This is a genomic window from Butyrivibrio sp. AD3002 (assembly GCF_000420905.1).
GTDB lineage: Bacteria > Bacillota > Clostridia > Lachnospirales > Lachnospiraceae > Butyrivibrio.
In genome coordinates, this window is record NZ_ATVV01000004.1 from 120,417 (window position 1) to 134,123 (window position 13,707).

The 13,707-nt window shown below is 43.7% G+C and carries 11 protein-coding genes; 2 read left to right on the forward strand and 9 right to left on the reverse strand.

The features are described 5' to 3' along the window. Positions 1-4: 4 nt before the first annotated feature. From G596_RS0104980 to G596_RS0105000, 5 genes are all read right to left on the reverse strand, one after another. Positions 5-1,006: a LacI family DNA-binding transcriptional regulator gene (locus G596_RS0104980; RefSeq protein WP_022760741.1), complete on the reverse strand. Its 1,002-nt coding sequence runs from the start codon at positions 1,004-1,006 to the stop codon at positions 5-7. Between the two features lie 39 nt (positions 1,007-1,045). Further along, positions 1,046-1,906, reverse strand: a complete 861-nt coding sequence (locus G596_RS0104985) for a sugar ABC transporter permease (RefSeq protein ID WP_022760742.1) — start codon at positions 1,904-1,906, stop codon at positions 1,046-1,048. After that, the gene (locus G596_RS0104990; protein WP_022760743.1) at positions 1,906-3,303 is read right to left on the reverse strand and encodes a carbohydrate ABC transporter permease; all 1,398 of its coding nucleotides are present in this window, start codon (positions 3,301-3,303) and stop codon (positions 1,906-1,908) included. Before G596_RS0104990 ends, G596_RS0104985 begins: the two co-directional genes overlap by 1 nt. A gap of 115 nt (positions 3,304-3,418) precedes the next feature. Continuing rightward, on the reverse strand, positions 3,419-4,813 hold the full coding sequence (locus G596_RS0104995) for an extracellular solute-binding protein (protein ID WP_022760744.1): 1,395 nt from the start codon (positions 4,811-4,813) through the stop codon (positions 3,419-3,421). Positions 4,814-5,223: 410 nt separating this feature from the next. Beyond that, positions 5,224-6,285 (reverse strand): type IV pilus twitching motility protein PilT, encoded by a 1,062-nt coding sequence (locus G596_RS0105000; protein ID WP_022760745.1) that lies wholly within the window; start codon positions 6,283-6,285, stop codon positions 5,224-5,226. A gap of 256 nt (positions 6,286-6,541) precedes the next feature. Here G596_RS0105000 and G596_RS0105005 point away from each other — a divergent pair, with 256 nt between their 5' ends. Continuing rightward, the gene (locus tag G596_RS0105005) at positions 6,542-8,131 is read left to right on the forward strand and encodes a YifB family Mg chelatase-like AAA ATPase (protein WP_022760746.1); all 1,590 of its coding nucleotides are present in this window, start codon (positions 6,542-6,544) and stop codon (positions 8,129-8,131) included. Then, positions 8,128-9,276, forward strand: a complete 1,149-nt coding sequence (gene dprA / locus G596_RS0105010) for a DNA-processing protein DprA (protein WP_022760747.1) — start codon at positions 8,128-8,130, stop codon at positions 9,274-9,276. The genes G596_RS0105005 and dprA overlap by 4 nt, the downstream gene beginning before the upstream one ends. A 314-nt stretch (positions 9,277-9,590) precedes the next feature. Here dprA and fucO read toward each other — a convergent pair whose 3' ends face one another. From fucO to G596_RS0105030, 4 genes are all read right to left on the reverse strand, one after another. Beyond that, a complete protein-coding gene (gene fucO, locus G596_RS0105015) occupies positions 9,591-10,739 on the reverse strand; it encodes a lactaldehyde reductase (RefSeq protein ID WP_022760748.1) in 1,149 nt (382 codons plus the stop codon). Between the two features lie 96 nt (positions 10,740-10,835). Next, the gene (locus G596_RS0105020; RefSeq protein ID WP_022760749.1) at positions 10,836-11,408 is read right to left on the reverse strand and encodes a TetR/AcrR family transcriptional regulator C-terminal domain-containing protein; all 573 of its coding nucleotides are present in this window, start codon (positions 11,406-11,408) and stop codon (positions 10,836-10,838) included. Between the two features lie 26 nt (positions 11,409-11,434). Continuing rightward, positions 11,435-12,811 (reverse strand): MATE family efflux transporter, encoded by a 1,377-nt coding sequence (locus G596_RS0105025; RefSeq protein WP_022760750.1) that lies wholly within the window; start codon positions 12,809-12,811, stop codon positions 11,435-11,437. Between the two features lie 59 nt (positions 12,812-12,870). Beyond that, complete coding sequence (locus G596_RS0105030; protein WP_022760751.1) at positions 12,871-13,701, reverse strand: metallophosphoesterase; 831 nt, start codon at positions 13,699-13,701, stop codon at positions 12,871-12,873. Between the last annotated feature and the right edge of the window lie 6 nt (positions 13,702-13,707).

A 13,707-nucleotide genomic window follows, 5' to 3' on the forward strand; every position in this document is an offset into this window, starting at 1 on the left:
AGCACTACTTCGTGCTCTCTTTCATTATTACTTCGTAGGTCTTGAGTTTCTGGTTCTCGACCTTCTCGCCGTCGATAAGTCGCAGTAGCATTCTTGTTGCAACAGCGCCCAGGTTTCTGTCGTCAAAATTTAGTGACGTAACTGGAACCACAGAGTTTTCAAGCGTTGTACTGTTGTAGAAAGATGCGAGTCTAAGGTCCTCGGGTATTTTGATATTTGCTGTTCTGCAGATTCTTATCACATAAGCAGCAAGCATATCATCCATACAGATTACACCGTCGACCTTCTCGGCTGCCAGTCGCTTTACTATCTCAGTCATCTTCTGTTCGTTTCCCTGATCAAGGAAAACCAGCGACTCATCGAGCTTTTTCCCTGTCTGTGCAAAGGCTGCTGCAAACCCTTCATATCTCTTCTTCGTGATCACAAGATTTCTTGATCCTCCGAGGAGAGCAAGTTTAGTGTGCCCTTTTCCTATCATAATCGAGGTGAGCTCCTTGCATGCATCAAAGTGATCGTTATCAACCGTGATGATTCTCTCATTCGGTGATTCACCTATTGCAACGAAAGGAACACCGCTTTTTAGCAGGTATTCTGCAGGCTTGTCATAGATCAGAGTTCTTGTCAGAACAACACCGTCAACCTTGCGATTTTCAATAATTCTCTTAAGGCTGCTCATGTCATCGCCGCTGACCACTGACACGATAATATCATATCCGTGTCCGCTGGTCACTTCACTCATTCCGACAAGACACTTCTGAAAAAACGAAAGATCCACAAGAGAATAATCCCCCGGCCAGACTACAGCAATACTGAAGGTTCGGCTCTCAGCAAGGCTCTTTGCTACGACATTCGGTCTGAAATTATTTTGATCAATGTATTCAAGAATGCGGGTCCTTGTAGCTTCACCTATACGCCCTTTTCCCGAAATAGCCCTGGAAACGGTGGTTTTGGAAACTCCAAGGGCAGCCGCTACATCCTCTAAGGTTGTTTTTTTTGCATTATTCATAGTCATATGTTCTTGCCATTTTTCATAAGAAAGTTCTGCTTAACCTTTAACAGCACCGCCGGTTACACCTTCAACATAGTATTTCTGAAGGAACATAAACAGAAGTAATACAGGGATTGCAATAAGTACTCCGCCTGCGCAGAATCTTGTGAAATATCCCTGATAGTCGTTGGTCCAAACCCATCTTGTCATAGCTACCGCAACGTTGTAACTGGTGTCATGACCGAAAGCAACATAGGATGCAAATACGTAATCACACCAGGGAGCCATGAATGCAACCAGCGCGGTGTAGATAATGATTGGCTTTGACATAGGAATAATCATTGTAAAGAATATTCTTGCTCTTGTAGCACCGTCAATTCTTGCAGCCTCATCAAGAGCTTTCGGAATTGTGTCAAAGTAACCTTTACATACGTAGTAACCCATACCTGAGCTGGCAACAGAAACAAGGATAAGTCCGGGTACCGCACCTGCCTGAGTAAGTCCGAACTGCTTCAAAAGGAAGTACAGACAGATCATTGTGAGGAATCCCGGAAACATTCCCAGAATCAGCCAGAAGCGCATGAGCAGTGTTCTGCCCTTAAATCTCATTCTTGAGAGCGCATAGCTTACGCAGAGGATGATTATCGTCTGAAAAATAGTGACACAAACAGCTATGATAAGTGTGTTTGCATACCATTTTACAAAGTTAGTCTCCCCTGAGAACAGGAATCTGTAGTTATCCAGTGAAAAAGTATGAGGCACCAGATAATCAACCATTCCGCCGTACTCGTTCGAATAGGATCTGAAACTCTGAAGCACCAGTCCCACAAAGGGGAACAGCCAGATAATACTTATTAAAATAAGAACGATATATCCGATAACGTTACTTACGGTTCTTTTTGTTTTATATGATTTCATCACTGGAAGCCCTCCTCATCTCTTACTGACGGAAGCATGTTGTAAACCACAAGGGAGACAACTGCAGTAACAATAAATACTACGATTCCGAGAACAGCTGCCATCTTATAGTTGGTATCCGTAACCGTCATCTTATAGAGCCAGGTTACCAGAAGGTCTGTATTACCTGCTCTCTCAGCAAGATTCATGGACTGCGGTTTTCCCTGAGTAAGAAGGTAGATGACGTTGAAGTTATTGAGGTTACCTGTGTACTGTGTAAGAAGGAAAGGTCCTGTTACAAACAGCATGTAGGGAAGTGTGATACTTCTGAACATCTGCCATCCGTTGGCACCGTCGATCTTCGCACTCTCATACAGATCCTCAGGAATATTCATCAAAAGTCCCGTAGCTATAAGCATCATGTACGGAATACCTATCCAGATATTAACCACAATAATTGTAATTCTGGCGAGCATGGGATCCGTCCAGAACGGGATGTAGGATTGTATAAATCCCCACTTCTTCAGATATCCATTTATGAGGCCATCGTTTGCGAACATTTTCATGACATACAAAAGTGATACGAACTGAGGTACCGCAATTGTCATGACAAGAATTGTTCTCCAGAGCTTTTTAAATTTTATGCCCTTTTTATTAATCAAAATTGCAACAGCAAGTCCAAGGAAGTAATCAATGAACGTTGCAAGAAAAGCCCATATAAGTGTCCAAAGAAGAACCTGTACAAATGTGGGGCCAAGTCCGTTCTTTGAAAATGAAACAAGGTTTTTAAAGTTCTCCAGTCCCACCCAGGTGAAAAGATTGGTAGGTGACTGGTGATTTTTATCATAGTTGGTGAAGGCTACCAGAATCATGAAAACAATAGGCAGCACAGTGAATACAAACACACCCGTTACCGGAAGTGCCAGAAGTGTTTTATCAAAATTCTTATCAAGTAAGGAACGAAGGGCATCGCCGTTGGTGGGAAGTTTTTTCCCTGACTTAAGTGCCAGCTCTTCCTTACGATTTTCCTTAATATTGATGTACCAGATTGTAATCAGAGCGATTATAGCGAAAACACAGAGTATTCCAAACAGCAGAATAAGAAAGCTGTTGTCGCCATAAACCGTCTTTCTCTTAACTTTTTTGGTGGCGATTGTACCAAGAGTTGTTATCTTGGACAGATATTGCCATCCGAATCCAAACATAAACCAGAAGAAAAGCACTTCACACAGAAGAAGCGCAATTCCTATAACAAATTGTCCTCTTAAAATAGGACCAAGTCCGAGAATTATAAATGAGAGCTTTGTCTTTATATCTCCCTGTGCAAATGTTACTCCGATCTCCTTAAAGCCATTCCCGATAGCCTCAAAGAACAAAGACGCTCCGCTTTTTTTCTTATTATTCGCGTCTCCTCCCATACCTTCGGCCTCCTTATCTATAGAACAAACTAGTCTTCCCAAATCCTAAGACAGGCTCGGAAACAATAGTGATTCCGAGCCTGAAGTTAGGATCTTATATCAGTTTTATGAAAAATTACTGAGCATAGCCTTCACATGTTGCCTGGAAGTCCTCAAGAGCCTTCATGAAGTCATCGTCAGAAGAATCCTTTGTGATCTCACCGGAGATAACTGAATCACCGAGTGATGTAGCAAGTGACCAATACTCGCCGGGATACTGTCCCTGAGGAATTGTGTACTGAAGCTGTTCTGCAAGAGCTGAAAGTGCTTCGTCTGCCTTAACCTCATCAGACTGCTGAGCATTGAGGTTTGAAGGGCCCCAACCTACTGCATTGTATCTTGCAAGCTGAACGTCTTCGCTTGAAAGAAATGCTGCAAGAGCATCACATACTGCAAGCTTGTTGTCGTCCTGCTGAGGCTTAACACCAAGGAGCTTGAAGCCACCGAAACCGCTCATCTGATAGCTCTTGCCATCAGCGCCCTCAAATGTAGGAAGCTTAGCGCATGCATAGTTGTCGCCGAAAAGATCCTTAACTGTTCCTGCATCCCATGTACCATCGATGATAGCACCAACGTTTGTAGCCTCACTTGCTGCAGATCCATTCTGGAAGGACTTGGAAGAAGCAAGCTCTGCGATCTCCTTAAGTGCAACAACACCTGCATCGGAAGCGTATGTAGAATTACATTTTGTAAAGTTACCTTCATCATCTGTATCGTATGTAAGCTCAGCACCTGCACCGAAGAAGAATGCTGTCTGATACCATCCGGAGTTGATCTCGCAGTAGAAGTTCTTGCCAGCTGCTTCACAATCAGCAACGATGCCTTCAAGTGTGGAAGGATCACTTACAACGCTCTTATCATAGTAAAGGAAATAACCATTGTCAGATGTAATAGGATATGCATAAAGTGTGCCACCTACTGTAGCTGCTGAAACAGCACCGGCATCGTTCTCAGCCTTTACTGCCTCTGCATTGCTCTCCTCAACCTCTTCAAGAGCACCTGCAGTAACAAGTCTTGCGATCTGATCCTGAGCAAATGCATAAACATCGGCACCTGCCTCAACGTCTGTGATCATGTTACCTGCTGCATCGCCTTCACCTACAGGCTCAACTGTAAATGTGTAGCCTGAGAATTCAGGATGCTCGCTCTGGAAAGTTGCGATCTGCTCATTTGTGAAATCAACTACGTTATCAGCAACCCATACCTTGATCTCGCCTGTGCCGTAGTCTGTGTCGTCTGCTGCTTCCTCGACTGCATCCGCAACATCCTCTGCAACGTCCTCTGCAACGTCCTCTGCTGCATCTGCAACATCTCCTGCAGCTTCCTCAACCGCATCTGCTGTTTCCGTGGCTGCATCTTCAACACTCTGTGCTGTGTCTGCTGCTGAATCCGCACCGCTACCGCCGCATCCTGCAAGCATTGTAGCAGCAACTGCTGTAGACAACATAACTGATACCAATTTCTTTTTCATTTCTTCTCCTCCATTTACCGAAACTATGGTTTTGGTTTCTATTGCGCAACAATATGCGCAATCGGTTGTTCTGAAAGTAATTGTAGTCCTGTATATTGTTGTGGTCAATGGGGATTTTTTAACAAACGTAAAACGTTTTCCTTATACAATTTGCACAATCGATTATTAAGTCGTGGTTTTAGGGTGCGCGCTTTGCGCAACCGCTAAACCATTGATAAGTACTAGCTTTATGTCCTCTTTTAGTTTGCAGATGAAGTTTGTACAGAAGTGCCATTTTACCCCTAAAATCCTGGCTTTTCGTTCCCTCTGTTTTGAAAAAGCCGCATAAAATAAGGGCGAAAACGCTTTCTAAAAGTGTTTTCGTCCGTATTTTCTCTAAACAAATTATCTTTATATCAAATATTTTGATCTTATCTCAAAATCTTATTCTGCATTACTTCGGGATCCTGCGCGTACTGAATCGCCTTGTCTCTTGAAATCTTTCCGGCTCTGCACAGATCAATGATGGCTTCATCCATAGTGACCATGCCAAGCTTTCTGTTTGTCTGCATAATAGTGATGAGCTGGTGTGTTTTTCCTTCTCGAATCATGTTTCTTACCGCAGAATTGACGTGCATGACTTCGAAAGCTGCTACCCTCGCCTCCTCATCGATTGTTGGTATAAGCTGCTGCGAGATAACAGCTTCAAGAACATTCGCCAGCTGAATTCTGATCTGTTGCTGCTGATGCGGAGGGAATACATCAATAATTCTGTCCACTGTGCTTGCGGCACCGATCGTGTGAAGCGTTGATAAAACAAGATGGCCTGTCTCCGCTGCGGTAATCGCAGTGCTTATGGTCTCAAGATCACGCATCTCTCCCACAAGGATAACATCGGGGTCCTCGCGCAGGGCTGCGCGCAGCGCATTCGCATAATTGTCACTGTCCAGTCCAACCTCGCGCTGGTTTACAATGGATTTATCATGGTGATACAGAAATTCTATAGGGTCCTCCAGAGTGATGATATGCGCTTCCCTGTTGCTGTTTATCATATCGATTATAGAGGCAAGCGTTGTGGATTTTCCTGATCCCGTGGGACCTGTTACAAGCACAAGGCCTCTCTGCCTCTGATACAGATTAATGACAGATGAGGGGATACCCAAAGTTTCCGCATCCGGAATTGTCGTCTCAACAAGGCGGATTGCCATGGCAATTGAGCCTCTTTGTTTAAAAACGTTTAGCCTGAAACGCCCCAGCCCCATAATTGAAAAGGACATATCGTGCTGTCCGTTTGCCTCCAGCAGCTCCTTTTGCTTTACGCTCATGATGGTATCGGCTATTTCCCTGGTATCGTCCGGCAGCATTTTGTTATAGCCCTCGAGCGCGATGAGCTTGCCGTTCACACGCATCTTGGGAGGAATACCAACCGTAATATGCACATCAGATGCACCATGTTCTTTTGCTGTTTTCAGAATATCATCAATCCTTGACATGACATTTCCTCCTATCTTTATCTTGTAGATGTGAGAAGTAAAAGTCAACGAACATAGAATGAAATAAAGCTAAAATTTAGATGAATTTTTGTTACTTTAGAATTTTCCTCTTGCAAAAAGGTCTCGTTTGTATATAATTGTCTTTGCGCGTAAACGCGCTTATTTTTTCCACACGGAGTTTCTCCGTATTTTCCTGTATTTGATTTCGAAGAAATCCTTTGATGCGCTATTTTTGCGCCCGAAAGGAGTATTTTTAATGTTCAGTACAGTAATTTCAGGTGCGGTAAAAGGTATTATGCCGTATCTGATGCAGGTAGAGGTTGACACCTCTGACGGCATACCAATGTTCAACATGGTGGGTTTTATGAGCAGCGATGTCCGGGAGGCTGCAGAGAGAGTCAAAGTCGCCTTGAAAAATGCTGGCTATCCGCTTCCTCCCATGAGGATTACGGTCAACCTCTCTCCCGCTGATATCAGAAAGTCCGGTATCGCCGTGGATTTGCCGGTGGCAGTGGGTATCCTTTCAGCAGTCGGCGAGATTCAGGCAGATGCGCTCGAAGATACAATTGTCATCGGCGAGCTCGGACTAGACGGCGAGGTAAAGGCGGTCAGCGGAATTCTTCCGATGGTGACTCACGCCTATTCCTGCGGTTTTAAAACATGTATACTGCCTGCGGACAATGCCCGTGAGGGAGCGGTTGTTCAGGGAATGAAGGTAATTGGTGTAAGCTCCCTTTCCGAAGTTGTGGCATATCTCAAAACCGATAAAGAAGAACGAAATTCGCTGATCATGCCAACATTAGTCGATGTCGATGCGCTTTTCAAAAATGCAGAATGCCGTGATGACTATCTAAAAGGCATGGATTTTGCAGAGATCAACGGTCAATCCGCGGTTAAGAGAGCTGTGGAAATTGCGACTGCAGGATATCACCATATTCTTCTGATAGGCCCTCCGGGTTCGGGAAAAAGCATGGTGGCAAAGAGAATTCCTTCTATCATGCCTCCTCTTTCGAGGGACGAAGCGCTGGAAGTATCATCAATTTACAGTGTTGCAGGAATGCTGAAAAAGGGCGAAACTCTTATAACCCGACGCCCCTTCATGAGTCCGCATCACTCGATAACCGAGTCTGCCCTTGCCGGAGGTGGATTATATCCTCATCCCGGCGTTATTTCTCTCTCCCACAGAGGTGTAATGTTTCTTGATGAAATGGCAGAATTTAAACGCAATACCTTGAATCTCTTAAGGCAGCCTCTCGAGGACCGCGAGGTTCATATAGCACGAAGCGGTGGCAACTTTTCCTATCCTGCCGATCTGCTTCTGGTTGGTGCGATGAATCCCTGCCCCTGTGGTTATTATCCGGATCTCAACAAATGTAAATGTTCGGAGTCAGAGATACGCAAGTATCTGGGCAGAATATCCGGTCCCATACTGGATCGAATCGATATCAGCATAGAAGCCGCCAAAGTGGATGTCAGCGAGCTAAGTCACGGAACCACTTGCAACGAAACAAGTGCTGAGATAAGAAAGCGTGTGATGAGAACTGTAGAAATTCAAAGAAAGAGATTTGTAAGCGAAGGCATACGTTTCAATTCTGAGATGAGTCCAAAGCAGATTCAAAAATACTGCAAGCTGGGTATCAAGGAACAACGCCTCATGGAGCAGATTTTCAACACAATGGATCTCTCCGCCCGCGCATATCACAAGGTTCTGCGAGTAGCGCGTACAATTGCGGATCTTGAGTGCTCTGAAAATATCGAGGCCCGGCATCTGACAGAAGCTGCCTGCTACAGAATGATGGATTCAAAATATTTCAGCAAAAGAGTTTCAGAAAGGAGCGTGTCATGATAACCGAAAATGCTTACGCATATATGCTCCATAATGTTCCGGGGCTTGGAAATAAGACTCTTATGAAACTCCTTCAGGAATTTGGAAGTTGTAAGAATATCTTTGAAGCCGATGAAAGTCTGCTAAAGAAAATCATGACTGTGAAGCAGTTCAAGGCCTTCGCCTTAAAAAAGAAGCAGTGGAATCTTGAAGCTGAATATGAGCATCTATACAATACCGGAATCGACTTTTATCACTATGGATCAGCAGGCTATCCGATACGACTTCTTGATATCCCGGATCCGCCTTTTGCCCTATACTGCGCCGGCAAACTTCCTGATGAGAGGAGGCCTTCCGTGTCGATTATAGGTGCAAGAAACAGTTCCGAATACGGAAAATTTGCCGCCAAACTTTTCGGCGAAAAGCTGGCGTCCATGGGAGTCCAGATAATAAGCGGCATGGCTCGTGGCATCGACGGCATATCTCAGCAGGCAGCTGTATATGCCGGAGGAGACTCCTACGGAGTTCTGGGCTGCGGCGTAGATATCTGTTATCCCGAGGAAAACCGGAGTCTCTATGATGAGCTGATATCCTCCGGAGGGGTGATATCGGAATATCTTCCGGGAACGCAGCCAAAGCCGCAGTTTTTCCCGCCAAGAAACAGGATAATAAGCGGATTGTCAGATGTCGTCCTTGTGATAGAGGCAAGAGAAAAAAGCGGCACACTTATCACTGTTGATATGGCCCTTGAACAGGGCCGTGAGGTATTCGCACTCCCCGGAAGGATCTGCGACAGCCTTAGCTATGGATGTAATTCACTGATCAGACAAGGTGCAAATATCGCATCAAGTCCGGAAGATATCGTGGATTATCTGAAAAGAAATCTTGGGAAGAATGTTTGCAAAGAATCTTCTGCAATTGCCGGTGGTTCTTCACAAAGTGGAACAGAATCTATAAATGCTTCTTCCACATTTGGGCTTAGTAAGACACAGGAATACATTTTTAATTCTCTGGATTTTTATCCCCAGACCACATCCGTTATTTTTGAAAAACTGTTGTCAAACGGAATTGAAGTGACAGTTGCTCAAGTCATGAACTGCCTGGTGGAATTATGCATTATGGGTATCGTATCCCAGACCGGGACCGGGTTTTATAGGCGGGGTTAATCTCTGCCTACCTCCTCCCTTACCACTTCAGTTCTTACATCATGAGGATAGTACACTGTAGCTTGCAGAACCAATGCAGAATCCGTACCAAGATAAAAGCCTACAACAAACAAAAGAATAAACAATGCGAATATTAGTGAATGATTTTTGAATCAAGACATATAAAATTTCCCCCTCTCCAGCAAAATTATAGCTGAAAAGGGGGACGTAAAATCTACGGATTATGAATAGATTGATGCATAATTCGTACTTGACAATATTAATTTTCCGTGATTTTCACGAATACTACTATCCAAATCAAAAATATCTACACATTATGCCATAAGCATACGGAACATTTCGATTACCTGCTCCTTGGTTGCCTCACGAGGATTGCCGGGATAGCAAGCATCGTTAAGAGCATCTGTTGCAAGTGTATCGAGATCTTCTTCCTTGATCTTATCAAGAGTCTTCGGAATACCAACATCCTCAGAAAGCTTCTTAACTGCGGCAATTGCAGCATCTCTGTACTCTTCCTGGCTCATGTTATCTACGCCCTCAACACCCATTGCTCTTGCAACCTCGCGAAGTCTCTCGCCGGTGTGCTCGCGGTTGAACTCCATGGAGATAGGAAGGAACATAGCGCAGGCAACACCATGAGGAGTATCATAGTGAGCTGAAAGTGTATGAGCCATAGCGTGGTCAATTCCAAGGCCTACGTTGGAGAAGCCCATTCCTGCGATGTACTGACCAAGTGCCATTCCCTCACGGCCTTCCTTGGTATTTTCAACAGCGCCGCGAAGATTCTTGGAGATAAGTCTGATAGCCTCGAGATGGAACATGTCTGTCATCTCCCAGGCTGCTCTTGTTGTATAACCTTCGATTGCATGTGTAAGCGCATCCATACCTGTTGCTGCTGTAAGTCCCTTGGGCATCGAGCTCATCATCTCGGGATCAACGATAGCAACGATGGGCATATCGTGTGTATCAACACATACGAACTTTCTCTCTTTTTCAACATCCGTGATAACGTAGTTGATAGTTACCTCTGCAGCTGTTCCTGCTGTTGTGGGAATTGCAATGATCGGAACGCAAGGGTTCTTTGTGGGTGCAACACCTTCAAGTGAACGAACATCAGCAAACTCAGGGTTTGTGATGATTATACCGATGGCCTTGGAGGTATCCATTGAAGATCCGCCACCAACAGCAACAATGCAGTCAGCACCTGACTTTTTGAAGGCTTCAACGCCGTTCTTTACGTTCTCAATTGTGGGATTGGGTTTGATATCGGAATATATCTCGTAAGGAATCTTAGCTCCGTCGAGAAGATCTGTAACCTTTGATGTTACCCCGAACTTGATAAGATCGGGATCAGAAGCCACGAATGCTTTTTTGAATCCGTTGTTGTTAATCTCGTTAACTACTTCTGCGATGGCACCTGCTCCATGATAGGATGTGCCGTTTAATGAAATTCTGTTTGCCATTATAAATGCCTCCCATAAAAAATTATTATTTTGCCTGCGTTACACAGATATTACCTACCACTTAAAACCTTAGCATTTATGGGATACAAATATAAGTTACACTTTTGATATTTTGTTCCATGATATTCCAAGCTCGGAAAAGAGTTTTGCAATCGGAGCCGGCATGGCATCTATCATCAGATCAGCAAGTTCTGACTCTGATTCCTTCATGCCTTTAAGCACCCACTGAACTGTCATATAAATTGAGGCCTGACAGTACATTTCCAGAAGCTTTCGGATTTTCTTATCCGGAAGCTTCCCTGTCTTTTCCCTTATGAGTCTGCAGTAAAACTCATAAATCATGATAAAGTCATGTTCCTTGAGGTTGTTTTGCTCATCAAAGCGAAAGGCTGCAGAAAAGAATACTCTCTCAGCCTTTATGTACTTGAATTTCTTTATAAGTCCCTCTTTCAGATTTTCCTTACTGCCCATTTCTTTAAAGGACTGCTCAAGGAGTCTGTCGAAGTACCAGTTTATGAGGTCGTACTTATCTATAAAATTGCGGTAGAACGTCTGCCTTGAAACACCACAGATATCCACAATTTGTTTTACCGTAATATTCTCAACAGAGGTTGTTTTCATGCACTCCTTAATTGCCTCTGCAAGCCTGTATTTACTGTCGTTGTTCATGATAATTTGCGTTCCTTATATTTTTCTTATTTCCTATCAGCAATCTTTCTAAACTCTTTGTTCCTCACAATAAAATACACACTTAAAGTTACTGTCCCTGTTATAACCCAGGAAATCGGATATACGCGGAAAAGTGCCTCAAAAGTATGATGGCTCGGAATATAGGTAAATACATAAATCAGCCTGAAGACGCAGGTTCCAAAAATAGATATAACCGCAGGCGCCAGAGAATGGTTCATTCCTCTTAGTGCGCCACCACTGATTTCATAAGATCCTATAAGGAAATGCAGTACGAACGCTGTCATTATTCTTTTCATGGCAAACTCTGTTACCGCCTGATCGGTTGTAAATAGCTGAATCGCCTGATATCTGAAGGTCACCAGCAAAAATACTACCGTAGCAGACACCCCGATTCCACACAGCATGCAAATCCTGAATACTTTTTTGCAGCGATCGAAATTGCAGGCGCCGTAGTTCTGACTGGTGAAAGTTACTGCAGACTGTGCAAAAGCACTCATTGCACAATACGAAATGAAATCAAAATTGGTTGCGGCAGTTGAACCTGCAATCGCATCTGCTCCAAAGCTGTTTACAGCAGACTGAATCACAACATTGGAAAGAGAAAAAACTGCGCCTTGAAGCCCCGCCGGAAGGCCTATCTTCATCATACGGATGAGGTACTTCTTTTTGATGGAAAGCTTTTTAAACTCCAATCTGAACGGTTCTTCCTCCGTCATCAGAAAGCTCAGAACAAGCCCCGCACTGAACATATTTGAAAGCACCGTCGCCAAAGCAACTCCGATTACATGCAGATGGAACACCACAACAAAAAGAAGATTCAAAAGAATGTTTATTACTCCTGCAATCATCATGGCATACAGAGGGCGCTTCGAATCTCCCTTACTCCTAAGGATCGCCGAGCCATAGTTGTATATCATTACTGCAGGCATTCCAAGGAAATAAATGCGAAGATAAACGATTGCGAGAGACATAACATTTTGCGGCGCACCCATAAGTATCAGAATCGGTTTTGATATAAAAAAGCCAATAAAAACGAGTGCAATACCCGCGATGAGAGAAACCGCAATTACCGTGTGCACAGTCTCCTTTATCTGGTCATTTCTTCCTCTTCCGATTTCCATGGCGATAAGAGCATTTGCACCAACGGACAAGCCGATAAAAAAGCTGATAAGAAGTCCGATTACCGATGAGTTGCTTCCTACCGCTGCCATTGCCTCCGAAGAAGCGAATCTTCCGACCACAGCAAGGTCAGCAGCATTAAAAAGCTGCTGTAATATACTGGAAATAGCAAGCGGAAGTGCAAAGATAACAATTTTATCCAGCAAACTCCCGCTTAGCATGTCATATTGTTTTTTAGTTTTATCAGATAATCTATTATTCATATATATTATTATCGCAGAATCTTATTCGGTCTGCAAAAGCAAAATCCGAACTGCGATATTTAATCAATCTCGATAATCACCACTTCCGGATGATTGAAAAACCTTGGAAGCGGTATTCTCTCCCTTGAAAGGCCTCTGCTTACAATCATTTTGGTTTTATCAGATAAAGCATGAAGCCCATCGACATATTTAGGGAAAAGGCCCTGATCCGGCGCTTCTACTCCGTACTTTGTAAAGGGAATTCTCCACTGTCCGCCGTGAGCATGTCCTGCTACAACAAGGTCAAAATTATAATCCTTATACACATCTACCTTTTCAGGTCTGTGTGACAAAAGAATCTTGTAATTATCCGATGTGGTCATGGCGCTTTCAAGCTGCTTTCTCCACTCATCCATGGACATATAGGTGGGATCATCAACTCCGCAGATGTCTATTGTATTCCCACGAACTTCAAGTTCAGTGTTGCCACCTTCAAGCACTGTCACTCCGACAGTTTTAAGATATTCCTTCATCTCCTGTACTCTGCCGCTCCAAAACTCGTGGTTCCCGGCAACATAATAGCAGGGATATTCGGTAGCAAGTTTTTCAATAATCATTTTCGAATTGGAATCATCAAATCTATCATCGAAAATATCTCCTGATAAAAGTACTGCATCCACCTCTTCCTTATCGATCATATTTTTAAGTTTTTCCTGGTCTTTTCCGTAATAACAAGAATGGAGGTCCGTGATAAGTGCAAAACGCACGTGACCGGTAATTTTGCCGCCACTTTCAAGCTTAAAATGCTCTGTTACAGGGATTTCAAACCATGCGGTAAGCGCAAGGATAATAAATAAAAGAATGATTATTATCCATAAAAGCTTTTTGTTACTTCGTGTTTCTTTTTTCATCTAACT

Excerpts from the sequence above, each read along its gene's own strand:
- G596_RS0105005 (WP_022760746.1), top strand. The coding sequence starts at position 6,542 with ATGTTCAGTACAGTAATTTCAGGTGCGGTAAAAGGTATTATGCCGTAT.
- G596_RS0105025 (WP_022760750.1), bottom strand. The coding sequence starts at position 12,811 with ATGAATAATAGATTATCTGATAAAACTAAAAAACAATATGACATGCTA.
- G596_RS0104985 (WP_022760742.1), bottom strand. The coding sequence starts at position 1,906 with ATGAAATCATATAAAACAAAAAGAACCGTAAGTAACGTTATCGGATAT.
- G596_RS0105020 (WP_022760749.1), bottom strand. The coding sequence starts at position 11,408 with ATGAACAACGACAGTAAATACAGGCTTGCAGAGGCAATTAAGGAGTGC.
- G596_RS0105030 (WP_022760751.1), bottom strand. The coding sequence starts at position 13,701 with ATGAAAAAAGAAACACGAAGTAACAAAAAGCTTTTATGGATAATAATC.
- G596_RS0104990 (WP_022760743.1), bottom strand. The coding sequence starts at position 3,303 with ATGGGAGGAGACGCGAATAATAAGAAAAAAAGCGGAGCGTCTTTGTTC.
- fucO (WP_022760748.1), bottom strand. The coding sequence starts at position 10,739 with ATGGCAAACAGAATTTCATTAAACGGCACATCCTATCATGGAGCAGGT.
- G596_RS0104995 (WP_022760744.1), bottom strand. The coding sequence starts at position 4,813 with ATGAAAAAGAAATTGGTATCAGTTATGTTGTCTACAGCAGTTGCTGCT.
- G596_RS0104980 (WP_022760741.1), bottom strand. The coding sequence starts at position 1,006 with ATGAATAATGCAAAAAAAACAACCTTAGAGGATGTAGCGGCTGCCCTT.
- G596_RS0105000 (WP_022760745.1), bottom strand. The coding sequence starts at position 6,285 with ATGTCAAGGATTGATGATATTCTGAAAACAGCAAAAGAACATGGTGCA.
- dprA (WP_022760747.1), top strand. The coding sequence starts at position 8,128 with ATGATAACCGAAAATGCTTACGCATATATGCTCCATAATGTTCCGGGG.